This is a genomic window from Janthinobacterium tructae (genome assembly GCF_006517255.1).
GTDB classification, from domain to species: Bacteria; Pseudomonadota; Gammaproteobacteria; order Burkholderiales; family Burkholderiaceae_D; genus Janthinobacterium; species Janthinobacterium tructae.
In genome coordinates, this window is the sequence record NZ_CP041185.1 from 5,878,129 (window position 1) to 5,901,745 (window position 23,617).

General features: G+C 62.8%; 18 protein-coding genes and 1 other RNA gene. 13 read left to right on the forward strand and 6 right to left on the reverse strand.

What is annotated here, in order from left to right; all coding sequences use genetic code 11:
* Positions 1-29 precede the first annotated feature (29 nt).
* Complete coding sequence (locus tag FJQ89_RS25920; RefSeq protein WP_116743605.1) at positions 30-665, forward strand: riboflavin synthase; 636 nt, start codon at positions 30-32, stop codon at positions 663-665.
* Positions 666-815: 150 nt separating this feature from the next.
* Positions 816-2,093 carry a hypothetical protein gene (locus tag FJQ89_RS25925; RefSeq protein ID WP_141172261.1) on the forward strand — a complete coding sequence of 426 codons (1,278 nt, stop codon included), beginning with the start codon at positions 816-818 and terminating at the stop codon, positions 2,091-2,093.
* On the opposite strand, the gene FJQ89_RS25930 is transcribed toward FJQ89_RS25925, so the two are convergent.
* Positions 2,090-2,515: an OsmC family protein gene (locus FJQ89_RS25930; RefSeq protein WP_141172262.1), complete on the reverse strand. Its 426-nt coding sequence runs from the start codon at positions 2,513-2,515 to the stop codon at positions 2,090-2,092. The genes FJQ89_RS25925 and FJQ89_RS25930 overlap by 4 nt on opposite strands.
* A 297-nt stretch (positions 2,516-2,812) precedes the next feature.
* Here FJQ89_RS25930 and ribBA point away from each other — a divergent pair, with 297 nt between their 5' ends.
* From ribBA to nusB, 3 genes are all read left to right on the forward strand, one after another.
* Positions 2,813-3,934: a bifunctional 3,4-dihydroxy-2-butanone-4-phosphate synthase/GTP cyclohydrolase II gene (ribBA, locus tag FJQ89_RS25935; RefSeq protein WP_070219577.1), complete on the forward strand. Its 1,122-nt coding sequence runs from the start codon at positions 2,813-2,815 to the stop codon at positions 3,932-3,934.
* A 59-nt stretch (positions 3,935-3,993) separates the two neighbouring features.
* Positions 3,994-4,476, forward strand: a complete 483-nt coding sequence (gene ribH, locus FJQ89_RS25940; RefSeq protein ID WP_099760114.1) for a 6,7-dimethyl-8-ribityllumazine synthase — start codon at positions 3,994-3,996, stop codon at positions 4,474-4,476.
* 202 nt (positions 4,477-4,678) lie between these two features.
* Entirely contained in the window at positions 4,679-5,149 is a 471-nt protein-coding gene (gene nusB, locus FJQ89_RS25945; protein WP_071078713.1) for a transcription antitermination factor NusB, read from the forward strand.
* A gap of 121 nt (positions 5,150-5,270) precedes the next feature.
* On the opposite strand, the gene FJQ89_RS25950 is transcribed toward nusB, so the two are convergent.
* Positions 5,271-6,191 carry a lytic transglycosylase domain-containing protein gene (locus FJQ89_RS25950; RefSeq protein WP_168208527.1) on the reverse strand — a complete coding sequence of 307 codons (921 nt, stop codon included), beginning with the start codon at positions 6,189-6,191 and terminating at the stop codon, positions 5,271-5,273.
* Positions 6,192-6,669: 478 nt separating this feature from the next.
* Between FJQ89_RS25950 and ubiD the strand changes: the two genes are divergently transcribed.
* From ubiD to FJQ89_RS25985, 7 genes are all read left to right on the forward strand, one after another.
* Positions 6,670-8,154: a 4-hydroxy-3-polyprenylbenzoate decarboxylase gene (gene ubiD, locus FJQ89_RS25955; protein ID WP_141172263.1), complete on the forward strand. Its 1,485-nt coding sequence runs from the start codon at positions 6,670-6,672 to the stop codon at positions 8,152-8,154.
* Between the two features lie 185 nt (positions 8,155-8,339).
* An RNA gene (ffs, locus tag FJQ89_RS25960) (signal recognition particle sRNA small type) lies at positions 8,340-8,438 on the forward strand.
* 213 nt (positions 8,439-8,651) lie between these two features.
* The gene (locus tag FJQ89_RS25965) at positions 8,652-10,982 is read left to right on the forward strand and encodes a DNA polymerase III subunit gamma/tau (protein WP_141172264.1); all 2,331 of its coding nucleotides are present in this window, start codon (positions 8,652-8,654) and stop codon (positions 10,980-10,982) included.
* A gap of 40 nt (positions 10,983-11,022) precedes the next feature.
* Positions 11,023-11,349: a YbaB/EbfC family nucleoid-associated protein gene (locus tag FJQ89_RS25970; RefSeq protein WP_096234483.1), complete on the forward strand. Its 327-nt coding sequence runs from the start codon at positions 11,023-11,025 to the stop codon at positions 11,347-11,349.
* Positions 11,350-11,396: 47 nt separating this feature from the next.
* Positions 11,397-11,987 carry a recombination mediator RecR gene (gene recR, locus FJQ89_RS25975; protein WP_071078710.1) on the forward strand — a complete coding sequence of 197 codons (591 nt, stop codon included), beginning with the start codon at positions 11,397-11,399 and terminating at the stop codon, positions 11,985-11,987.
* 3 nt (positions 11,988-11,990) lie between these two features.
* Positions 11,991-13,208, forward strand: a complete 1,218-nt coding sequence (locus FJQ89_RS25980) for a CaiB/BaiF CoA transferase family protein (RefSeq protein WP_141172265.1) — start codon at positions 11,991-11,993, stop codon at positions 13,206-13,208.
* A 180-nt stretch (positions 13,209-13,388) separates the two neighbouring features.
* Positions 13,389-14,522 (forward strand): esterase-like activity of phytase family protein, encoded by a 1,134-nt coding sequence (locus FJQ89_RS25985; protein ID WP_141172266.1) that lies wholly within the window; start codon positions 13,389-13,391, stop codon positions 14,520-14,522.
* On the opposite strand, the gene FJQ89_RS25990 is transcribed toward FJQ89_RS25985, so the two are convergent.
* From FJQ89_RS25990 to FJQ89_RS26005, 4 genes are all read right to left on the reverse strand, one after another.
* On the reverse strand, positions 14,491-16,650 hold the full coding sequence (locus FJQ89_RS25990; protein WP_141172267.1) for a putative bifunctional diguanylate cyclase/phosphodiesterase: 2,160 nt from the start codon (positions 16,648-16,650) through the stop codon (positions 14,491-14,493). The genes FJQ89_RS25985 and FJQ89_RS25990 overlap by 32 nt on opposite strands.
* Before the next feature lies 1 nt (position 16,651).
* On the reverse strand, positions 16,652-19,531 hold the full coding sequence (locus tag FJQ89_RS25995; protein WP_141172268.1) for a hybrid sensor histidine kinase/response regulator: 2,880 nt from the start codon (positions 19,529-19,531) through the stop codon (positions 16,652-16,654).
* A gap of 192 nt (positions 19,532-19,723) precedes the next feature.
* Positions 19,724-19,924 (reverse strand): YbdD/YjiX family protein, encoded by a 201-nt coding sequence (locus FJQ89_RS26000; RefSeq protein WP_010396213.1) that lies wholly within the window; start codon positions 19,922-19,924, stop codon positions 19,724-19,726.
* Entirely contained in the window at positions 19,924-21,984 is a 2,061-nt protein-coding gene (locus FJQ89_RS26005) for a carbon starvation CstA family protein (RefSeq protein ID WP_141172269.1), read from the reverse strand. The genes FJQ89_RS26000 and FJQ89_RS26005 overlap by 1 nt, the downstream gene beginning before the upstream one ends.
* Before the next feature lie 245 nt (positions 21,985-22,229).
* Here FJQ89_RS26005 and FJQ89_RS26010 point away from each other — a divergent pair, with 245 nt between their 5' ends.
* Positions 22,230-23,600 (forward strand): cache domain-containing protein, encoded by a 1,371-nt coding sequence (locus FJQ89_RS26010; protein WP_096234489.1) that lies wholly within the window; start codon positions 22,230-22,232, stop codon positions 23,598-23,600.
* Positions 23,601-23,617 lie beyond the last annotated feature (17 nt).

A 23,617-nucleotide genomic window follows, 5' to 3' on the forward strand; every position in this document is an offset into this window, starting at 1 on the left:
ACACTCACACTTTTTATAAGGTTAGCTCCATGTTTACAGGAATTGTTGCCGCCATCGGCAAGATTGAAACCGTGCAAGCACTCGACGGCGGCCTCGATGCCGGCGTGCGCCTGACCATCCATGCGGGCGGCTTGCCGCTGGCCGATGTGGCCCTGGGCGATTCGATCGCCATCAATGGCGCTTGCATGACGGTGGTGGAAAAGTCGGACACGGGCTTTGCCGTCGATGTCTCGCGCGAAAGCCTCAATTGCACCGTGGGCCTCGATACGACCACGGAAGTGAACCTGGAAAAAGCTCTGACCCTGGCCGAGCGCCTGGGTGGCCATCTGGTGTCCGGCCACGTCGACGGCCTGGGTATCGTGCGCAAGTTCGAAGCCGTGGGCGAATCGTGGGAGCTGGTCATCGAAGCGCCGCATGAACTGGCGAAATACCTGGCCTTCAAAGGTTCCGTTGTCGTCAACGGCGTGTCCCTGACTGTCAACCGAGTGGAAGACCTGGGCGCGGGTGCCGTCAATGGCTGCCGCTTCTCGATCAACCTGATTCCGCACACCATCGCCATGACGACCCTGAAGCACCTGACGGTCGATGGCAAGGTCAACCTGGAAATCGACCTGATCGCCCGCTATGTCGAGCGCATGCTGTCACTGGACAAGGCCGCCGCCTGAAATAAGAACTGAATACAGGAACTGAGCATAGTAGCTGAACACAGTAATTGAACACAGCAACACATCCGCCGGCCTTCGCATCTTGCCAAGCGTGTGTTGCTTTTCTTGCAGACGCGCATACTATGAAGCTTTCCGCAGTGGAGGCTAGCCATGGACCCGATTTCGCGTGCAACCGTGCCCAATGTCATACCGGCCACGCCCCGCGTGGGCGCAACGGCACCTCTGACGCCGGCGCTGCCAGTGCCGGCGTCCAGTGCGGCGGCGGCCCTTGCCGCTCTGTCATCGACCCAGGTCGACCTCTCGCCGCTGGGGCAGTTCCTGTCCGGCGTGGCCTTGTCGCGCCGGCAACTGCTGGCCTTGCAGGGCGTCGCAGAGCAGGCTGGCACGGCAAATACCCCCGTGAATGTCAATGAGGACTTGCTGGCGCTGGCGCGGCAGCTGACGGAATCGTTCGCCCAGCTGCAAACGAGCGGCATCGATGCCAGCCAGCTGGCGACGGCGGGCGACACGCCGGGCAGCCTGGCGCAGCGCTACGATTTGCTGTCGGGCGACGGCACGACGGATGCGGCCGCCGCGCTGGCGCAGGACGGCGGCCTGCTCACGCAAGCGCAACTGGCCCGCATCGGCATCGATTTGCGCAATGAAGATGTCGACGCAGCAACTTTGCAGGCCGCGTATGCGGCCGACAGTAACGCCACCCTGAATGCTTTGCAACAGGGAACGGACGTGCTGGCGCAGGTGGGCGCCGTGCTGGTCCGGCAGCAGGGCGCGCCGCTGGCGGCCGTGGTCGAAGCGGATTTGACGGGCGCAGCACTGCCGTCCAGCGCCGTGCAGGCCGCGCAGCCGCAGGCCGTCGATGCGGCACCGGCGCAAACGGCTGCCATTGCACAACGACAACTGGAACTGCAGCAGCAACTGGAAACGGAAGAGCTGAACCTGGACTTGCAGGAATTGCGGCCGCCGTCGCCGGCAGCCGTTACCATCGATGAGCAGGACTTGCTGCAGGCGCAGCGGGCAGACAGCCTGAGCGTGGATGCCCGGCGCATCGACAGCGAACGCATGAATACCGATCAGCAGGTGCAGCAGCAGGAGGCCGCGGGGGCGATACAGGCGGCGTCCGACCGGGCTCAGTCGCTGGCAGGCGAAGCACAAGTGCAAGCCGAAGCGGGACTGGCGACGGCGCAAGCCCAACTGGCCCAGCAAAATGCGCAGGCGCAAGCGCTGGCCGCGCAAAACGCGGGCATGGCCGAGCCGCCGCCCTCGTCGCAAGATCCGTCCGTGGCGGCGGCCATCGCCGCGTATAACCTGAACAATGCAGCGCTGAATCCGGGCTTGATGAACCGGCCATTGCCGGCCAGCGACTCGCGCCTGCCGCTGGTGGCGCCCGTCGCTGCCGTGGAGCCGGTCAAGCCCGTGACGAAAATCTAGGGCAGCAGGGTAGCGTCCAGGCTAATGTTGGCTTTAAGTAACTTCGACACGGGGCAGCCGGCCTTGGCCTTGCCCGTCAATGCCTCGAATGTTGCCTGGTCGGCGCCCGGTATCTTTGCTTTCAGGATCAGGTGGACGGCCGTGATGGCAAAGCCGTCGTCGACCTTGTCGAGGGTCACTTCGGCCGTCGTTTCCATCTTTTCCGCCGTCAGGCCCGCTTCGCCGAGGATCAGCGACAGGGCCATGGTGAAGCAGCCCGCGTGGGCGGCCCCGATCAGTTCTTCGGGATTGGTGCCGGGCTTGCCTTCGAAGCGGCTGGCAAAGCCGTAGGGATATTCCTGCAAGGCGCCGCTGCGCGTGCTGATGGCGCCCTTGCCGTCCTTGATGCCGCCTGACCAGATGGCCGATCCGTTGGTTTTCATGTTGCCGCTCCTGTGTGAGGTGTCGCTGCGAGAGGGGTGTCAGCACCGTGGCGATGACCGGCTGATCTTATGCTCTTCGCAAGGCCGGCGGCGCGCGTCTTGCCGCCTCCGCGTGCGGCGGAGCGGGGAATGGGCGCTTTGCGGAACAGGCTGCGGCGCGCATGCCGCTAAGCTGTCTTATTTCAGGTCTGCAAGCGCTAAATCCTTTAAAATAGCAGGTTATAAGAAAATTCCCGGAAATTCGCGGAATATTCGCACGCGATGTTTCAGTTTTTAGTCTCACTAAGAGGATCAATGATGTCTATATCAAGCACCGAGGAGATCGTCGCTGAATTGCGCGCCGGCCGCATGGTGATACTGGTCGATGAAGAAGACCGGGAAAATGAAGGCGATCTGGTGCTTGCCGCCGATTTCGTGACGCCTGAAGCTATCAATTTCATGATCACGCATGCGCGTGGCCTGGTCTGCCTGACCCTGACGGAAGAACGTTGCGACGAGCTGAACCTGTCGATGATGACGTCGCGCAACGGCACCGCCTATGGCACCAATTTTACTGTTTCCATCGAAGCGGCCGAAGGCGTGACGACGGGCATTTCCGCCGCCGACCGCGCCAAGACCATCCAGGTGGCTGTGGCCAAGGGCACGCAGCCCAGCGATATCGTCCAGCCTGGCCATATCTTCCCCCTGAAAGCGCAAAAGGGCGGCGTGCTGATGCGCGCAGGCCATACGGAAGCCGGTTGCGACCTGACGGCCATGGCCGGCCTGACGCCCGCTTCCGTGATTTGCGAAATCATGAAGGACGACGGCACCATGGCGCGCCTGCCGGACTTGCTGGTGTTTGCCGAGCAGCACGGCCTGAAAATCGGCACGATTGCCGATCTGATCCATTACCGCAGCCAGACGGAGTCCCTAGTCGAGCGCGTTGCCGAGCGCACCCTGCACACGGCGCACGGCGAATTCCGTTTGATCGCGTTCCGCGACAAGCCCAGCGCCTCGGCCCACCTGGCCCTCGTGCACGGCGACCTGGCCCCTGGCCTGGAAGCGCTGGTGCGCGTGCACCAGCCCGTTTCCCTTCTGGACGTGCTGGAAAGCGAAGCGACCACCCACTCGTGGACGGTGGCCGCCTCGATGGCGGCCATCAAGCAGTCCGAACGGGGCGTGATGGTCTTGCTGAACTGTGGCGAGACCTCCAGCGAGCTGTTTGCCCAGTTTGCCGCGCTGGACACGCCGCAAGCCAAGCCGAAAGGCCGTGCCGCCAGCATGGACTTGCGCAGCTATGGCATCGGCGCGCAAATTCTGCGCGACCTGGGCGTGAGCAAGATGCAATTGCTGGCCAGTCCCCGCAAGATGCCGTCGATGGTCGGTTTCGACCTGGAAGTGACCGGTTTTCAGTGCCATCCTGGCCAGACGTCGATGTGATAGTAAATGATGGCGGCATGTGCGTGCCGCCCTGAACCACCAGATTAAAGAGGCATATGATGAGCGTAGGAACTTATGAAACCAATTTTGCCGGCGAAGGTTTGCGCGTCGGTATCGTCCAGGCACGATTCAATGAAATCGTCGGTGGTGGCTTGCTGTCGGCATGCCTGGAAGAGTTGAGCAAGCTGGGCGTGGCCGATGAAGATATCCTGCACGTGACCGTGCCGGGCGCCCTGGAAATCCCACTGATTCTGCAAAAAATGGCAGAAACCGAGCAATTCGACGCCCTGATCGCACTGGGCGCCGTGATTCGCGGTGAAACCTACCACTTCGAGCTGGTATCGAACGAATCGGGCGCAGGCATCACGCGCATCGGTCTCGATTACGGCATTCCCATCGCCAACGCAGTGTTGACGACCGAAAACGACGAGCAGGCGGAAGTGCGCATGCTGGTCAAGGGAGCAGAAGCGGCACGCGTGGCAGTGGAAATGGCTAATTTAGCGCAAGCGCTAGAAGAGTTGCAAGAATCCGAGGAGGACTAGCCGTGTAGTGAACGTCCGATAAAACGCCCATAGCTGCGTTGCAAGCCCTCGGCGTACATTCGTACTGTCTTCGGGCTCGCGCCTTGCTCTGAGCATTTTCCCGAACGTTCTGACACGCGGTTGGCTGCGGCGCGTTGAAAAGCGCGCCGTGCTGTCTCGCCGGAATTTGTAGTGAACACGTACTTAAGAACAGGTAACAATCATGACTGAGAAAAATTTGCTCGCCAATCCCAGCAAAAACCGCACGCCGCGTCACCGCGCGCGCGAGTTTGCGCTGCAGGGCTTGTACCAGTGGCTGCTGAACAATGAAGACGCGACCACCGTCGTGAACAATATTCGCGCCGCGCATGGTTTCGACAAGGCCGATGGCGATCATTTCACGGTGCTGCTGTACGGCGCCATCAAGGATTCGCTGGCGCTGCGCGACAGCATGGCTCCCTTGATCGACCGCAACATCGCGGAACTGTCGCCCATCGAACACGGCATCCTGCTGATCGGTGCGTTCGAGCTGAAGAACAACATGGAAATCCCGTACCGCGTCGTCATCAACGAAGCGGTCGAGCTGGCCAAGTCGTTTGGCGGTATCGACGGCCACAAGTATGTGAACGGCGTGCTCGACAAGCTGGCAGTGAAATTCCGCGAGGAAGAAGTGGGCGCCAACAAGCGCAAGTAATATAGAGCGTAGTTCCTGCGGCTGCTGCCGCAGGGCAACAAAAAAGCCACCGGCACTTGCGTGCGGTGGCTTTTTCATTGGGTGCCGCTTTTTGGATGCCCCTGTGAGGGCGTTTAAAGGGTCACAGGCCGGCGATCTCGTTATGTGGTGCAATCTTGATGGTGATGCTGCCGCTTTCCGCTGCCGGGGCCTTGGCTGGCGCTGGCGTGTTCGATGCCATCACCGGCGTGCTGGTCGGCACGCGCTGGCCAGCCGATACTTGCTTCAGGCGGCGGTATTCGGCCAGCACGCGCGAGCCGTAGCCCGAGTCGGTGGCGAAGTTGGCGGCGCCCACATAGGTTTTCAAGCCCGCTTCGACGGAACCGCCGCGCGTGACGTAGTCTTTCAGGATCAGCGAGCCGACACGGATGTTGGCGACCGGGTTCAGGGCCGCTTGCACGCCGCCCATTTCCTGGAAGCGCTCATGGTGCACTTTCGACATGACTTGCATCAAGCCTTGTGCGCCGACCGGGCTTTCGGCGAACGGGTTCAAGCCCGATTCGATGGCCATCACGGCCAGGATCAGCAGCGGGTCCAGCTTGATTTCGCGGGCCGTCAGGTACGCCGTCGAGACGAGCATATTGGTCGCATCGTTGGCCACGCGATAGCGCTTGGAGAGCCAGTTGGTGACCCATTGCTGCTGCTTTTGCGTGCCCAGCAAGGCTTTTTCTTCCTTGGTCAACGGTGCCTCGTTGCCGGCGGCCATTTGCACGGAAGCAGGCGCTTCCATCAGTGCCGACAGGGCCGGCGCTTCAACGGCTTGCGCCTCTGCCATCGGCAGCGGAAACAGGCTGTGCGTCAGTTGCTTGCCCAGGTCGGGACGGAACATCAGCAGGGCGATCAGTGCCAGGGCGGAAATGCCGAAGACTGTCAGTGTGTGTTGTGCAGTGGTTAAAACGCCACGTGCCGAAATGGCTTGTGCGCGGGCGCGCAAACGCGCCAACGCCGGCTGGCCAGCCACGGTTGAAGCAGGCAATGCTGCTTCAGTGCTACGATGAGTCATAGAGTTCCCCGAAATGTCGCGTCAACAGGCAGTCCCTCCGCGGTCTCGCGGTGTTGTGGGTACTGCCAATGCCGTGCATCAGAAATATCATCGTTTCCGCCGCGTATGGATGCGTGCGAGAAACGCCGTCATTGCTTGCTTGAGCTGATCGGTCCCATGCTGGTATTGGATCAGTCGCAATACAACTTTTACCGGGGGTAAGGCAGACGCCTTTTGAAAACACTCCTTAAAATGTCATGTGGAGCCCCGACTCCGTGAATGAAAGAGAAACGCTAAAATCAAGCCCTGGGCCGGCGTGCTCTTTCAAGTTGGGCGAATTGTAGAAGCCGTTTTATATCAAGTCAATACTAACGAATCGATTCTTTATTACTTTTATGTCTTACTTTTTGTCTTGCATTGTGCCAAAAGCCAATAAAATCAATTACTTGGCATAGATCCTTCAGCAACGGCGTCCGACGTCAAAAAAAATTAAAAACACATGAAATATTCAGATTTGCGAGATTTTATTTCTCAGCTGCAACAAATGGGTGAACTTAAGCCTATTTCGACCCCTATTTCGCCGATTTTGGAGATGACGGAGGTGTGCGACCGCACCTTGCGCGCAGGCGGACCGGCCTTGCTGTTCAACAATCCGACGGGATACGACATGCCGGTGCTGGGCAATCTGTTCGGCACCACGCGCCGCGTGGCGCTGGGCATGGGCGCGGAAGACGTCAGCGAGTTGCGCAAGATCGGCCATGTGCTGGCGCGCCTGAAAGAGCCGGAACCGCCGAAGGATTTCAAGGACTTGCTGGGCCTCGGTTCACTGGTGAAATCCGTGTGGGACATGTCGCCGAAAGAGTTGCGCGGCGCGAAGTGCCAGGAAATCGTCTGGGAAGGCAATGACGTGGACCTGGCGCGCCTGCCCATCCAGCATTGCTGGCCCGGCGATATCGCGCCCCTGATCACCTGGGGGCTGGTGATCACCAAGGGGCCGAACAAGAAGCGGCAAAACCTGGGCATCTATCGTCAGCAAGTACTGGGACGCAACAAGGTCATCATGCGCTGGCTGGCGCACCGGGGCGGGGCGCTGGACTTCCGCGAGCATGCGATTCAAAGCAAGGGCAAGCCGTATCCGATCGCCGTCGCGCTCGGTGCCGATCCCGCTACTATATTAGGGGCCGTCACGCCGGTGCCGGACAGTCTGTCCGAATACCAGTTCGCCGGCTTGCTGCGCGGCAGCCGCACCGAATTGGTAAAAGCGATTGGCAGCGAGCTGCGCGTGCCCGCATCGGCCGAAATCGTGCTTGAAGGCCATATCTACCCGGATGAAAACCATCCGAGCGGCTACGAGCACGCGCTGGAAGGGCCGTATGGCGACCACACGGGCTACTATAATGAACAGGACAGTTTCCCTGTGTTTACCATCGACCGCATCACCATGCGCCGCGACCCGATTTACCACTCCACATACACGGGCAAGCCGCCCGACGAGCCGGCCGTGCTGGGCCTGGCGCTGAACGAAGTCTTCGTGCCCTTGCTGCAAAAACAGTTCAGCGAAATCACGGATTTCTATCTGCCGCCCGAAGGCTGCAGCTACCGCATGGCCGTGGTGCAGATCAAGAAGCAGTACGCGGGCCATGCCAAGCGCGTGATGTTCGGCGTGTGGAGCTTCCTGCGCCAGTTCATGTATACCAAGTTCATCGTGGTGGTCGACGAGGACGTGAATATTCGCGACTGGAAAGAGGTCATCTGGGCCATCACCACGCGCGTCGACCCCATCCGCGACACCACCCTGGTCGACAACACGCCCATCGATTACCTGGACTTCGCTTCGCCGGTCAGCGGCCTGGGCAGCAAGATGGGCATCGACGCGACGAATAAATGGCCGGGTGAAACGACGCGCGAGTGGGGCACGACGATCGCCATGACGCCGGCAGTGAAGGCCAAGGTGGATGGCATCTGGCAAGAGCTGGGGCTGTAGGTCGGGTTAGCGCTTGCGCGTAACCCGACGTTGCTTGCATGTTCACGATCTGCGTATTCAGCAGTGTCGGCCGCTTACTCAGCAGTGTCGGCTTACGGCCTGCGGCCTAAGCCGACCTACGCCGACGTACGAAGCATTGACACGGCAATTTCCCAATCTTGCGCAGGTCGGTTATAATTGTGCCTGGCGGGCCCCTGCGCATCGTGGCATGGCTAACCTGGTCAGGTCGGGAACGAAGCAGCCACGGCTATTAACCATGAGTGCCGCAGATCAGGCTCGCCTCCTTCGGGAAACAAACAGTAAAGCTGCCGTTGGCGGCTTTTTTGTTTTGCGGCGCTGTGTTTTGCCAGTCCGCATGCTTGCCTGATTTTCCAGAATGCCACTCTCCATGTTATACAATTGCTGCTTTGCCGCGTTTGCCATAGTGAATGGCCCGGCCATGAGGCTTGCGCCCGCCGCGCAGGATCACCCGCAAAATCGCATGGTAAAATCTCAGCATGTCCTATCAAGTCCTCGCCCGTAAATACCGCCCCAAGAATTTCGAGACGCTCGTCGGCCAGGAGCACGTCGTGCGCGCGCTCACGCATGCCTTGCACAGCGGCCGATTGCATCACGCCTATCTGTTCACGGGCACGCGCGGCGTCGGCAAGACGACCCTGTCGCGTATCCTGGCCAAGTCGCTCAATTGCATCGGCCCCGATGGCACAGGCGGCATCACGGCCCAGCCTTGCGGCGTGTGCGAAGCGTGCACGGCGATCGATGCGGGACGCTTTGTCGACTATATAGAGATGGATGCGGCGTCGAACCGCGGCGTCGATGAAATGGCGCAGCTGCTGGAACAGGCGGTCTACGCGCCCAGCAACGCGCGCTTCAAGGTCTATATGATCGATGAGGTGCACATGCTGACCAATCACGCCTTCAATTCCATGCTGAAGACGCTGGAAGAGCCGCCTGAACACGTCAAGTTCATCCTGGCCACGACGGACCCGCAAAAGATTCCCGTGACCGTGCTGTCGCGCTGCCTGCAGTTCAACCTCAAGCAGATGCCGCCCGGCCACATCATCAGCCACCTGGACAATATCCTGGGGCAGGAAGGCATCGCCTTCGAACAGCCGGCCTTGCGCCTGCTGGCCCAGGGCGCCCACGGTTCCATGCGCGATGCGCTGTCGCTGACGGACCAGGCCATCGCGTACGCGGCCGGCGCAGTGACGCTCGACGCCGTGCAAGGCATGCTGGGTGCGCTCGACCAGTCGTATCTGGTGCGCCTGCTCGACGCGCTGGCGCAGCAGGACGGTGCCGATCTGCTGGCCGTGGCCGACGAGATGGCCTCGCGCAGCCTGTCGTATAACGGCGCGCTGCAAGACCTGGGCACTCTGTTGCACCGCATTGCGCTGGCGCAAACGGTGCCGGCCGCCTTGCCGCAGGATTTGCCGGAATACGCGGATATCGTGCGCCTATCTGCCGCGTTTGACGCGGAAGAAGTGCAGCTGTTTTACCAGATCGCCGTGCATGGCCGCAATGAACTGGGCCTGGCGCCCGACGAGTACGCGGGCTTTACCATGACCTTGCTGCGCATGCTGGCCTTTCGGCCTGGCATAGGCGGCGCCGATGGCGTGCCGGCGGCGGCACCAGCCGCTGCAACGGGCAACCGTCCCGCTGCTGTCGCCGCCGCGCGCGCCGCCGCTGGCGCGTCCGCACCGGCCTCCCGCGCCGCCACCAACAGCGTGGCCAGCCATGCAACCGTGACCCCGCCCGCCGTCGTGGCCGCCGCTGCCGCCAGCATGGCGCGCGGCGAAGCGCCGCCGCCACGCGCATCTGCCCCGGCGCCGGCACCAGTAGCAGCCCCTGCGCCGCCGGCTGCTGGTCCGGCTGCGGCTGCCCCGGCAGCCTCGGGCGCGCCGATCAGTTCCGCCCGCGCCGCCATCAATGCGGCGCTGGAAGCGGCCCGCGCCGCCTCGAAAGGCCGTCCGGGCAGCGCGCCATCGTCGCCGACATCGGCACCCAAGCCAGCTGCCTCCGCACCGGCTCCAGCCGCTGCCGTCGCCGCGCCGGCTCCGGTTGCACCGGTCCAGGCTGCACCGCCACCGCCCGCCGCCGCGAAAGCGCCAGCGCCGTGGGACGATGCGCCGCCCGTGGCCGTGCTGGAAGCACCCGCACCCGCTCCCGCACCCGCATCCGCACCCGCACCCGCACCCGCACCCGTACAGCCGGCACGCCAGGCAGCGCCACAGCAGGCGCCCGCCGACGACGACTTGCCGCCGTGGGTCACCGAATTTTCCGACGACAGCGCGTCCGCCGCCGTGTCGGCGCCCGCCGCGCAAAGTTCCGAGCAGCCTGCCGTCGTCATGCCGCAGCGTGCCGCCAAGCAAGCCGCGCCCAGCGGGCCGTATGTGATCACGCCCGTGCCGGGACTGGACTGGGACGGCAACTGGCCGGCCGTCGCCGCCGTACTGCCCCTGCGCGGCGTGGCGCAGCAGCTGGCCGTGCAGGCCGAGCTGATCGAATGCCTGCACGATGGCCACAGCACCACGTTCCGCCTGCGCGTACCGATCGATACGTGGCGCAGCCCGGCCAACGTGGAAAAACTGGCGGCCGCGCTGACCGAGCGCTTCGGCCGCAAGGTCGCGGTCGACACGGAACTGGGCGCCGTCTGGTACACGGCCAGCGCGGAAGCGCAGGCGCACCGCGAGGCGTGCCAGCTGCAAGCGGAAGCGACCATCGCCAGCGACCCCTTCGTGCTCGACATGAAGCGTGCATTCGACGCTTTTGTTGTGCCGGGCACGATTACCCCTGCACCGGCCGGCTCTGCCGCGCCGACCCTGCATTGATGATTAACACACTCACAAACTGAATTAACGGAGCATTCTCATGATGAAAAATCAACTGGCTGGCCTGATGAAGCAGGCGCAAACAATGCAAGACAACATGAAAAAGGCCCAGGAACAACTGGCGCTGGTGGAAGTGGAAGGCCAGTCCGGCGCCGGCCTGGTGAAAATCGTCATGACGTGCAAGAACGACGTCAAGCGCGTCTCCATCGACCCGTCGCTGCTGGCCGACGACAAGGACATGCTGGAAGACCTGGTGGCTGCCGCCTTCAACGACGCCGTGCGCAAGGCGGAAGCGACGTCCGCGGAAAAAATGGCAGGCTTGACCGGCGGCATGAACTTGCCAGCCGGCTTCAAAATGCCATTCTGATGCAATCCCGCATGCGCTCGATCTGTGGCACGGGGCAGGGTTGATCCATGTCCAAGTCGCTTGAATTTTTGACCGAGGCGCTGCGGCGCCTGCCCGGCGTCGGCCCCAAGTCGGCGCAGCGGATGGCATTTCATTTGTTGCAGCACGATAGGGAAGGCGCGGCCATGCTGTCGCGCGCCCTGTTCCAGGCCGTCGATGCCGTGCATCACTGCGGCCTGTGCAATACCTTTACCGAACACGAAGTGTGCGAGACCTGTCTCGACGAAGAGCGCGACAAGCGCCTGCTGTGCGTGGTGGAAACGCCCGCCGACCAGCTGATGATCGAGCAGACGCTCACCTACAAGGGCCTGTATTTCGTGCTCATGGGGCGGCTCTCTCCGCTCGACGGCATCGGCCCGAAAGATATCCACCTCGAAAAATTACTCGGCCGCGCCAACGATGGCGTGGTCGGTGAAGTGGTACTGGCCACCAATTTCACGAATGAAGGCGAAGCGACGGCCCATTACATCAGCGAAATGCTGAAGGCGCGGGGCTTGCGCGTGAGCCGTTTGGCCCGCGGCGTACCCGTGGGTGGCGAACTGGAATACGTCGACGCGGGCACGATTGCCCGCGCGATGCTCGACCGCAGGGCAACCTAAATCATGCAAGAGAAAACGTCGGCTGGTCCTTTGGCGGGTATTAAAGTGCTGGAACTGGGCACCCTGATCGCGGGGCCGTTCTGCGCCCGCATGCTGGCCGAATTCGGCGCCGACGTGATCAAGATCGAGTCGCCCGATGGTGGCGACCCCATCCGTACCTGGCGCGTGCTGAAAGATGGCACCTCGCTGTGGTGGTCGGTGCAGGCGCGCAACAAGAAAAGTCTGACCCTGAACCTGAAGTCGCCCGAGGGCCGCGCCATCGCGCGCCAGCTGGCCCTGGAAGCGGACATCATCATCGAGAATTACCGCCCCGGCGTGCTGGAAAAGTGGGATCTGGGCTACGAACAGCTGAAAAAGGAAAAGCCGTCCCTGATCATGGTGCGCCTGTCCGGCTTTGGCCAGACGGGGCCGATGAAGGATTTGCCCGGCTTTGGCGCGATCGGAGAATCGATGGGCGGCCTGCGCTATGTGTCCGGCTTTGCCGACCGTCCGCCCGTGCGCGTGGGCGTGTCGATTGGCGACTCGGTGGCGGCCCTGCATGGCGTGATCGGCGCCATGATGGCCTTGCGCCACCGCGACGTGACCGGTGGGGTGGCTTCCGGGGAAGGGCAGATGGTCGACGTGGCCTTGTATGAATCCGTGTTCAACCTGATGGAGTCCCTGGTGCCTGAATACGATCAGGCGGGCGTGGTGCGCGAGCGCACGGGCGGCTCCCTGCCCGGTATCGTGCCCTCGAATACCTACACCACGGGTGATGGCGAAAACATCGTGATTGCCGGCAATGGCGACGCCATCTTCAAGCGGCTGATGCTGGCCATGGGCCGCATCGACATGGCGGGCGACCCGCAGCTGGCGCGCAACGATGGCAGGGTGGCGCGCACGCAGGAAATCGACGACGCCATCGGCGCCTGGTGCGCCACGCACACGATAGACAGCGCGCTGGCCGTGCTGAAGGCGGCCGATGTGCCGTCTGGCAAAATTTACTCCGTGCGCGATATGCTGAGCGACCCGCAATTTCTCGCCCGCGACATGTTCGAACAACACCATTTCGCCGACGGCACGCCCGTCAAATTGCCCGCCATCAGTCCGAAACTGTCCGCCACGCCGGGCAAGACGCAGTGGCTGGGGCCGACCCTGGGCCAGCACAACGATGAAGTGCTGGCGTCGCTCGGCTATGACGCGGCCGCCATCGCGCGGCTCAAGGCCGATGGGGTGGTGTAGGCAGGAGCAGATAGATGAATGTCGGGTAGGTCGGGTAGGTCGGATTAGCGGCGTAGCCGCGTAATCCGACAACCACCACGCCACGTTACCGACACCACCACCACCACCAGCCAAGCCAACAATGTTGTCGGCTTACGCGCTTCGCGCTAAGCCGACCTACGCAACTCACTGATACCTGTCATGCATCGAATTTTCCGTACAGCGCTTGTCCTGGCATCCAGCACTATCTTCCTCTCCGCCTGTGCCAGCTTCCCGCACGACGCGCCGATTGCCGGCCTGCGCCTGATCGGCGAGCAGCGTATCGCCTTGAAACAGGCGTTCGAAGGCACCACGGTGGGCGGCTTGTCCGGCATCGACTACGATGCCGCCAACAAGAGCTGGGTGATGGAAAGCGATGACCGCTCGGAAATCAATCCGGCCCGCTTCTACCGCGCCACGCTCAGCTACGACAGTCATGCATTTACGGGCGTGACATTAAACAGCGTGCATTTCTTCACGCAGCCCGACGGCAGCCGCTACCCGAACCTGGCACATGCCAAGCTCGATAGTGGCGAGCAGGTGCCCGACATCGAAACCATCCGCGTCGATCCGCAGGACGGCAGCCTGTGGTACGGCAGCGAAGGCAACCGCAAGGTGGGTTTGCACCCGTTCGTGCGCCACGCCGATAGCGGCGGCCACTACCTGGCCACTTTGCCCACGCCGGCCATGTTCAAGGTCTCGCAGGAAGAAATTGGCTCGCGCAACAACATGAGCTTCGAGGCACTGTCGTTTTCCTCGGATGGCAAGAGCCTGTGGCTGGGCATGGAAGCGGCGCTGTACCAGGATGGCCCGCTGGCCACGCCCGACAACGGCTCCGTGGTGCGCATCACGCGCCTGGACCGCGCCGGCACCGTGCTGGGCCAGTACGCGTATCCGATTGAAGCCGTGGCCTCGCGGCCCGCGCCGGGGCGCGAGGCGGACAATGGCGTGTCGGAAATCCTTGCCGTCAACGATCACCAGGTGCTGGTGGTGGAGCGGGCCGGCGTTGAGCACGCGGACGGCTTGTATTCGAACCATGTGCGCATCTACGCGATGGACACCGATGGCGCCAGCGACATCCAGGCCATGCCGGCGCTGGCGGGCGCGAAGTACGTGCCGGCGCGCAAGCGATTGCTGCTGGACCTGGAAAAGATCGGCCTGCCCAAGGTAGACAATATCGAAGGCATCAGCTGGGGCCCGCGCCTGGAAAACGGCCGCCGCAGCCTGGTGATGATTTCCGACGATAATTTCAACGCCCAGCAAGTCACGCAAATCCTTGCCTTCGAAGTGCTCTAGTTTCCAGGCTGGCCAGCTTGCCCGCCTGCATGGCCAGCATGGCCGTGATCGTGTCGTGCGGCGACGGGTGGCCCAGGAAATAGCCTTGCGCCATGTCGCAGCCGTATTCTTCCAGCATCAGCAACTGCTCGTCCGTCTCCACGCCCTCGGCCACCACCACCATTTTCAAGCCATGTGCCATGGCGATGATGGCACGCGTGATGGCCGCGTTTTCCGTATCCTGCGGCAAGCCGGCGATAAAGCTCTTGTCGATCTTCAAGGCCCGCACGTCGAAGCGCTTCAGATAATTCATTGAAGAATATCCTGTGCCGAAGTCGTCGATCGACAGGTACACGCCGATGCCGCGCAATTGTTCCAGCGTCACCATGGTGGCGCGCGCATCGTCCATCAGGGTGCCTTCCGTCAATTCCAGTTCCAGCAGGCGCGCATCGAGGCCCGTGTCGGCCAGTGCCGAGAGCACGATCTGCATCAGGTTTTCATCCTTGAATTGCTTGGCCGACAGGTTCACGGCCATGCGGATGGCGCGCCCGCTGTCGCTTTGCCAGGCCTTGGCCTGGTTGCACGCCGTGCGCAGCACCCATTCGCCGATGGGCACGATCAGCCCCGTCTCTTCGGCCAGCGGGATGAATTCCGTGGGCGAAATGATGCCCCGCTCGGGATGGCGCCAGCGCACCAGCGCTTCCACGCCGACGATCTGCGTGCTGGGCACGTCGATCTGCGGCTGGTACAGCAGGTACAGCTCGTTGTTCTGCAAGGCTTTGCGCAAGCCCACTTCCATCTTGACGTGGCTCATGATTTCCATCGTCAGCGATGAGCTGTACAGCTTGGCGTTGTTCTTGCCGCAGTTCTTCGCGTGGTACATGGCCGTGTCCGCATATTTCAATAGAGAATTGCAATCCTCGCCATCTTCCGGATACAGCGAAATGCCGATGCTGGCCGTGACGAAAATCTCGTGCCCCTCGATCATGAACGGGCGTCGCATGGCTTCCTTGACCCGGTGCGCCACGTTCAGCGCGTCTTCCACCCGCTCCAGGTCGGGTATCAAAATCGTGAATTCGTCGCCGCCCAGGCGCGCCAGGTTGCTGCCGCCGAAGCTGGCCTCAAACTCGTGTTCGGCGCGCAGTACCAGGTCGCTGGGGCGGATGGTTTCGCGCAGGCGCTCGGACACCACCTTGAGCAGATGGTCGCCCACGTCGTGGCCCAGGGTGTCGTTGATGCGCTTGAAGGCATCGAGGTCCATGAACAGCACGGCGAATTTCTTGTCGTGTTCTTTCGAGCGCAGCAGTTCGCGTTCCAGGGTTTCCAGGAAGGCTTGGCGGTTGGGGATGCCCGTCAGGCTGTCGCAATAGGCGAGGCGGCGGATCTGCTCTTCCGTGCGCTTGCGCTCGCTGATGTCGCGTACCAGGCCCAGCACCTCGTCGGACCCTGTCGCCACCAGGCGCGCCTCGAAATGGCGCGTGCTGTCTTCGTGCGTGAGCGTGTAGTCGACCGAGCCGATATGCTGCGTGGCCAGCACGGCGTGGGCCTGCTCCAGCAGGCGCGCGGCGATTTCGGGCGGCAGCACAGCGCCGATATGGCTGCCCACGCAGTCGCTGAGGGAAAAGCCGGCGCTGGCGTCGTGCCCCTGTTCATAGTCGAGATAAAAGCCTTCGCGATTCAGACGAAAGAAGGTGTCGGGGATGGCGGCCAGCACGGCACGGTTGTGCGCGTCGGCGATGCGCAGGCGGGCGATGGCGTCGCTGGCGCGCAGCACGTACAGCACGCGGTGGCCGAGGATGGGCCAGTTGATGGGCTTGGAAATGAAGTCGGTGGCGCCCACCTCGTAGGCGTGCGTGACCGCTTCCAGCTCGTCGCCGCCCGTGACCATGATGATGGGCACGGTGCCGCCCACTTCCTGGCGGCGGATTTCGCGGCACACGGCAAAGCCGTCCAGGGCCGGCATGTCGACGTCGAGCATGACCAGATCCGGCCCGCTGTGCTTGTAGCTGGCCAGCGCCTGCACGCCGTCTTCGGCCTCGATCACGTCCAGGCCTACCTGGGTGAGCATTTGCCGCATCAGCAAGCGCATCACGGGATCGTCGTCGGCGACCAGCACCAGGCCGCGTGGGGGAGGGAGGGGCGCTGTCATGTCAGTGTTCCTTCACGAGGATGGCGCTCAGCGATTCGCGTACGGCCAGGAAGGCTTGCTGCATCTGCTGCAGCAGGGGAGCCGCGCCCTCGGTACTGCCGGCGCGGCCCAGTTTTTCCATCTCCTTGCACAGCTGCGCCAGGCCATCGGCGCCCACGTTGGCGCTGCCCGACTTGAGGCTGTGCGCCACCTTGCGCAGCGCTTGCGCATCCGCGCCGGCAATCGCTGCGCGCATGGCGCTCAACTGGCGCGGCGTCTCGCTGGTAAAAGCCAGGATGACCCGTTCCAGCAGCGCATCGCCATCGGTGCGCGACAGGGCGCGGATGTTTTCCAGCGCCTGCCGGTTCACCGGCTGGCCCGCTGACGGGGCGGCCGATGGCGGCGTTACCTCGGGCGGCGGTTCGGGCGGCACTTCCACAGGCGCTGGCGGTGTTTGCGCCGGCGGCGCCACGCTGTGGTGCACGGTGGCCGCGCGCGGCAGGGCGATCCAGCGCGCAATCGTGTGGCCCAGGTCCTGCTGCGTAAAAGGTTTACTCAGGTAATCGTCCATGCCGGCCGCCAGGCACGCTTCGCGGTCACCCTGCAGCGCATTGGCCGTGATGGCGACGATGGGCAGCACGCGCGCGTGGCCGCACTGCTGTTCATGGCGGCGGATTTCCGCCGTGGCGGCAAAGCCGTCCATCACGGGCATCTGGCAATCCATCAATATCAGATCGAAATCCTCGGCCTGCGCCGCCTGCAAGGCTTCTTCGCCGTTGTGCGCGCACACCACGTCCAGGCCCAGGCTGTCGAGCATGGCCAGCGCCACTTCCACGTTGACTGGATTGTCCTCGGCCAGCAGCACGCGGCGGCGCTGGCGCCGGCCCACCTGACGCGCCGCGTGCGGCGGATGGATGCGCATGCCCTCGCTGGCGCGCGGCGGCGTGACGATGCAGTCGAACAGGTCGCATTCGCGGGCCGGCTTGATCAGCTGGAAGGCCACGCCCGCCTCGCGCCGCTGCACGGGATCGGCCGCCGCCTGTTCCGTGCTCAGCAGCAGTAATTTGAGGTCGGCCAGCAACGGGTCGCTCTTGATGGTGGCGGCCAGGGCCAGGCCGCTGGTGCGCGGCAATTCCATGTCGAGCAGGGCCACGGCATACGGCGTGCCTGCCTGTGCGGCCGCGCGCAGCTTGCCCAGGCAGTCGCTGGCCGTGCCGGCGCTGTCGCAGCCGATGTGCCAGCTGGCCAGCTGCCGCTCCAGCACGGCGCGCGTGGCGGGGGTGTGGTCGACGATCAAGGCGCGTAACCCTCGTGTGGTTTTCAGGTTGAAGGACGGGTCATCGTTGTCGACCCGCCGCTTATCGAAATTTACTTCGAACCAGAAGATCGATCCTTGCGTTAAAGCATTATCGACGCCGATAGTGCCGCCCATCAGCTCCACCAGCTGTTTCGAGATCGTCAAGCCCAGGCCCGTGCCGCCGTGCTTGCGCGTGGTCGAACCATCGGCCTGCGAGAACGATTCGAAGATGCGCGTCTGCGCCTCGCTCGACACGCCGATGCCCGTGTCGTGCACCTCGAAGCGCAAGCCCACGCTGGGCGCATCTTCGCTGCACACGGTCACTTTCACGGTGACCTTGCCCGTTTCCGTGAACTTGATGGCATTGCCCAGCAGATTGACGATGATCTGGCGCAAACGGTTCGGGTCGCCGCAGATGGCGATGGGAATGTCAAACGCGATATCGAATTCCAGGCTGATGTTTTTTGCTTGCGCCTGCGGCGCGAACACGTGTTCTATGTCGTCGAGCAATTCGCGGAAATTGAAGCGGATGTATTCCACGCTCAGCTTGCCCGCCTCGATCTTGGAAAAGTCGAGGATGTCGTTGATGATCACCAGCAAATTCTGCCCCGAGCGCTGCACCATGCTCGTGTAGTGGCGCTGCTGCGGGCTCAAAGGGCTGGCCAGCAGCAGTTCCGTCATGCCCAGCACGCCATTCATCGGTGTGCGGATTTCATGGCTCATGGTGGCGAGAAACGCGCTCTTCGCCTGGCTGGCCGCCTCGGCCGCATCCTTGGCCTTTTCCAGCTGCGCCGTGCGCACGCCCACCTGGCGCTCGAGCTGGTCGCGGTAATTGGCCAGGGTACTGTCGCGGCTGTCGATCTGCGCCAGCATGTCGTTGAAGCTGTCGATCAGCACGCCCAGCTCGTCGCTGCGCTGGTGCGCGATGCGGTGGCTGTAGGTCTGGCTGCTCGACACTTTTTGCGCTGTATCAATCAGCTTGGTGATCGGCTCGGCAATCACGCTCTTGAAGCGCCGCGCCAGGAACACGGCGATCAGGAAGGACAGCACGGTAGCGCCGCCGATGGCGCCCACGTGGCGGCCGATGTCGCGCCACATGTGGTTCAGGTCTGCCTCGATCAGCACGGCGCCAATGATCTGTTGCCCCTCGCCGGGCCGGTAGACGGGACGGTACAGGCGCATGGCGGGCGCCAGGGTCGTGCCCGCACCTTGCGTGACGGGCTGCACGGCCATGTCGGCCAGCAGGGCCGGGTCCATGTCTTCCGGCGCTGCCAGGCTGTCCGCATGCTGCGGCGCGCGGTACAGGGCGAACAGGCGCCCGCCCCGGTCGAACAGGGCCGCCTGGGCCACCTCGTCGCGCGCGGCCAGCGCGGCCAGCACCTGCTCCGCCTGCGGCTGTGCCGATTTGCCCACCAGCAAGGGCACCGCGCCGGCCGCACCGATCACGCCCGCCAGCGACAACAGTTGCTTGCCTTCATCGTTCTTGTGGTTGAGCACGGACGTCAGTGCAAACGCCACGAACACCAGCAGCAGCGCGCAGCCTGACGACAGTACCGAGATCATGGTCAGCTTCTGGCTGATGCTGGAGCGTTGGAAATTGAACATGGTGGCGGCGCTTCTCCTGGCTATCCCTTGACTGTTTTTTAATTCCTATTGGAAAAATATAGACGTGAAGACACACCCAGATATTGATGTGGGTCTAAGGGAGGAGAGGGGAGGGGAACTTATACGAGATGAAACAAATAGGGCGGTCCCGCAGAACCGCCCTCAAATTATTGCTGAGCAACAACACAGGACTTAACAACACCCTCCGCGTTTTCCTGCGCCGCCATAGCGCGCTTCCTGCCGTTCGCGGAAGAACTCTTCATACGTCATCATCGGCTCGCCGGGATGGGTCACTTCCCGGTGCGCCACATAGGTGTCGTACTCGGGCAAGCCGCACATGAGCCGCATGCTTTGCCCCAGATACCGTCCAGCCTTGATGATTTCATCGATCATCATTGCACCGTGGGCATGGCCTGGAACGGCGTTTCCTTGGTGCTCGGCTGGCTGTCGGCGCGCGCCTTCATGATGGTGCGGATACCGAAGAACAGCACGCTGATCACGACGATGACGAAGAAGGCGGCCAGGCCGGCGTCCAGGTAATCGTTGAAGATGATCTGCTGCATCTGTGCCACCGACTTGGCTGGCGCCAGCAAGGTGCCTTCATCGAGCGCCGCCGAGTATTTCTTCGCATGCGCCAGGAAACCGACGCGCGGATTGGCGTCGAAGATCTTTTGCCAGCCCGCCGTCAGGGTGCACAGCAGCAGCCAGATGGTCGGCGTGATGGTGACCCACGCATAGCGGCCTTTTTTCATCTTGAACAGCACGCAGGTGCCGAGGATCAGCGCGATGGCTGCCAGCATCTGGTTGGCGATGCCGAACAGCGGCCACAGGGTGTTGATGCCGCCCAATGGATCGACCACGCCCTGGTACAGGAAGTAGCCCCAGGCCGCCACGCACAGGCCCGTGGCCAGCAGGTTGGCGATGACGTTTTCCGTCTGTTTCAGCGCTGGCACGAAGCTGCCCAGCAAGTCTTGCAGCATGAAGCGGCCCGCACGCGTGCCCGCATCGACGGCCGTCAGGATGAACAGCGCCTCGAACAGGATAGCGAAGTGATACCAGAAGGCCATCATGGCCTTGCCGCCGATGGCGCCCGAGAGAATCTGCGCCATGCCGACCGCCAGGGTCGGTGCGCCGCCCGCGCGCGAGATGATGCTGTGCTCGCCAACATCCTTGGCCGTTTGCGTCAGCATTTCCGGCGTCACATAGAAGCCCCATTGCGAGATCGCCTGTGCGGCGGACTCGGCTGTCGTGCCGATCAGGGCGGCCGGGCTGTTCATGGCGAAATAGATGCCCGGCTCGATGGTCGAGGCGGCCACCAGGGCCATGATGGCAACAAACGATTCCATCAGCATGGCGCCATAGCCGATGAAGCGGGCGTGGCTTTCGTTTTCAATCATCTTCGGCGTGGTGCCCGAGGAAATCAGCGCGTGGAAGCCGGAGACGGCGCCGCAGGCAATCGTGATGAACAGGAAGGGAAACAGATTGCCCGACCAGACCGGGCCGGAGCCGTCGATGAACTTGGTCATGGCCGGCATTTTCAGGTAAGGCGCGACGACGATGATGCCGATGGCTAGGCCCAGGATGGTGCCGATTTTCAGGAAAGTCGACAGGTAGTCGCGCGGTGCCAGCAGCAGCCACACGGGCAGGACGGAAGCGATGAAGCCGTAGCCGATCAGCATCCACGTCAGTTCCGTGCCGGTAAACGTGAACATCGGGCCCAGTACGGCCGATTCCTGCACATACTGGCCGCCGATGATGGCCAGCATCAGCAGCACAAAACCGATGATGGAAATTTCGCCGATGCGGCCCACGCGGATGAAGCGCGAGTACACGCCCATGAACAGGGCGATGGGAATCGTCGCCATCACGGTGAAGCTGCCCCATGGCGAACCGGTCAGCGCCTTGACGACGATCAATGCCAGTACGGCCAGGATGATGACCATGATCATGAAGCAGCCGAGCAGGGCGATCATGCCGGGAATTTCGCCCAGTTCAGCCTTGATCAGGTCGCCCAAGGAGCGGCCGTCGCGGCGCATGGAAATGAACAGCACGATGAAATCCTGCACGGCGCCGGCAAACACGACGCCCGCCAAGATCCACAGCATGCCGGGCAAATAGCCCATCTGCGCGGCCAGCACGGGGCCGACCAGGGGGCCGGCGCCGGCAATCGCGGCGAAATGGTGGCCGAACAGCACATATTTGTTGGTCGGCACGTGGTCGAGGCCATCGTTGTGCTTGAAGGCCGGCGTCATGCGGCGTGCGTCCAGGCCCAGCACCTTGTCGGCGATGAACAGGCTGTAGAAACGGTAGGCGATCAGGTAGACGCAGACGGCGGCGATGACGATCCAGATTGCGCTGATCGGTTCGCCACGTTGCAGGGCGACGACGCCCAGGGATCCGGCGCCGGCAAGCGCAAGCGCTGCCCAGCCGAGCTGTTTGAAAATGCGGTTCATGCTTCCTCCAGAGATTGACGGGCGCTGTGCCGTGCGATGATGTGTGCTGCGGGTCCTGGTCGTCGCCAGTTTGATGTGACTTTTGGTGTATTTGCAGCTTATGGCAAGTATTCAGGAATCGTATAATTGCCGCAAGCGCACGACTACGCAGTAACGCTCAGTATTACTACGCAGACCGATTGCCGTGCCGCGACGTAAAATCACGCATTCCCACCAGCATCGACACCGCCGGAGCGCGCCAGGCCATGAAACTCAGACAGAAAGTCATCTTCCTGGCCATCACGCCGCTCATCCTTGCCCTGTGCGCCATCGCGTTTGCCGTGCGGCACCAGGCGATTACCCTGGCCGAGCAGCAGCGCGCCACCATCCAGCAAGCCTACCTGGCCAGCAAGGAAGCCGAACTCAAGCATTACGTGACCCTGGCCAGCCATTCCATCGCCTCGTTATATGGTTCGGGCCGCAAGGATGCCGCCACGCAAGAGGAAGCCAAGCGCATCCTGTCTGCCCTCAGCTATGGCGACGATGGCTACTTCTTCATCTATGATTTGCAGGGCAAGTCGCTGATGCATCCGCGCCAGCCCGAGCTGGTGGGGCAGAATCTGTGGGAGTTGCGCGACGCGGACGGCAACCTGACCATCCAGCGCCTGATGCAGCGCGCCAGGAGCGGCGGCGGCTTCGAGCGCTACAACTGGATCAAGCCCTCGAGCAACAAGTCGGCGCCCAAGCTCGGCTATGTGATCCTGATGCCGGAATGGGGCTGGATGATGGGTACCGGTATTTACATGGATGACGTGGACCAGGCGCTGGCCAAGGTCGACGCCCAGCAGTCGCGCAATATCCGCTCGACCATGGAGCTGATCGCCGCCATCGCCATCCTCGGTTCCCTGCTGGTGGCCGCCTGCGGCCTGGTGCTGAACCTGCGCGAATTGCGCGTGGCCGACGCCAAGCTGAAAGTACTGGCGCAGCGCGTGGTGGAATCGCAGGAAGAGGAGCGGGCGCGGCTGTCGCGCGACTTGCATGACGGCATCAGCCAGTGGCTGGTGTCGATCAAGCTGCAAATCGAGGCGGGCATCGCGCGCCTGGCCGGTAATGCCGAGCAGAAAGAAAAGGCGCCGGCCACGTTCGAGCGGGCCGCCGAGCAGCTGAACAAGGTGCTGGGCGAGGTGCGGCGCATTTCGCACAACCTGCGCCCGGCCATCCTCGACGACCTGGGCCTGGCCGCCGCGCTTGACCACCTGGTGCATGAATTTAACGACAGCAGCAGCGCGCAAGCCAGTTTCACGGCCAGCCCGGCGGCGGCGGGCGAGGGCTTGCCCGACATGGTCAATACCGTCTTGTTCCGCATCGCCCAGGAAGCGCTGACCAATTGCGAGCGCCATGCCCACGCCCGCGGCGTGGAAGTGAGTTTGCGCGAGGCGGGCAAGGCGGTGGAATTGCGCATCCAGGATAATGGCGGCGGCTTCGACTTCGACGGCATCGCCCTGCATCCGCAGCGCGGCATCGGCCTGCGCAACATGACGGAACGCATGGAAGCCATCGGCGGCAGCCTGCACATCACCTCGTCGCCGGCCGGCACCCTGGTGCTGGCGCGGCTCGCCCTTCCACCCACACACTGATTGACAGATACCGAGAC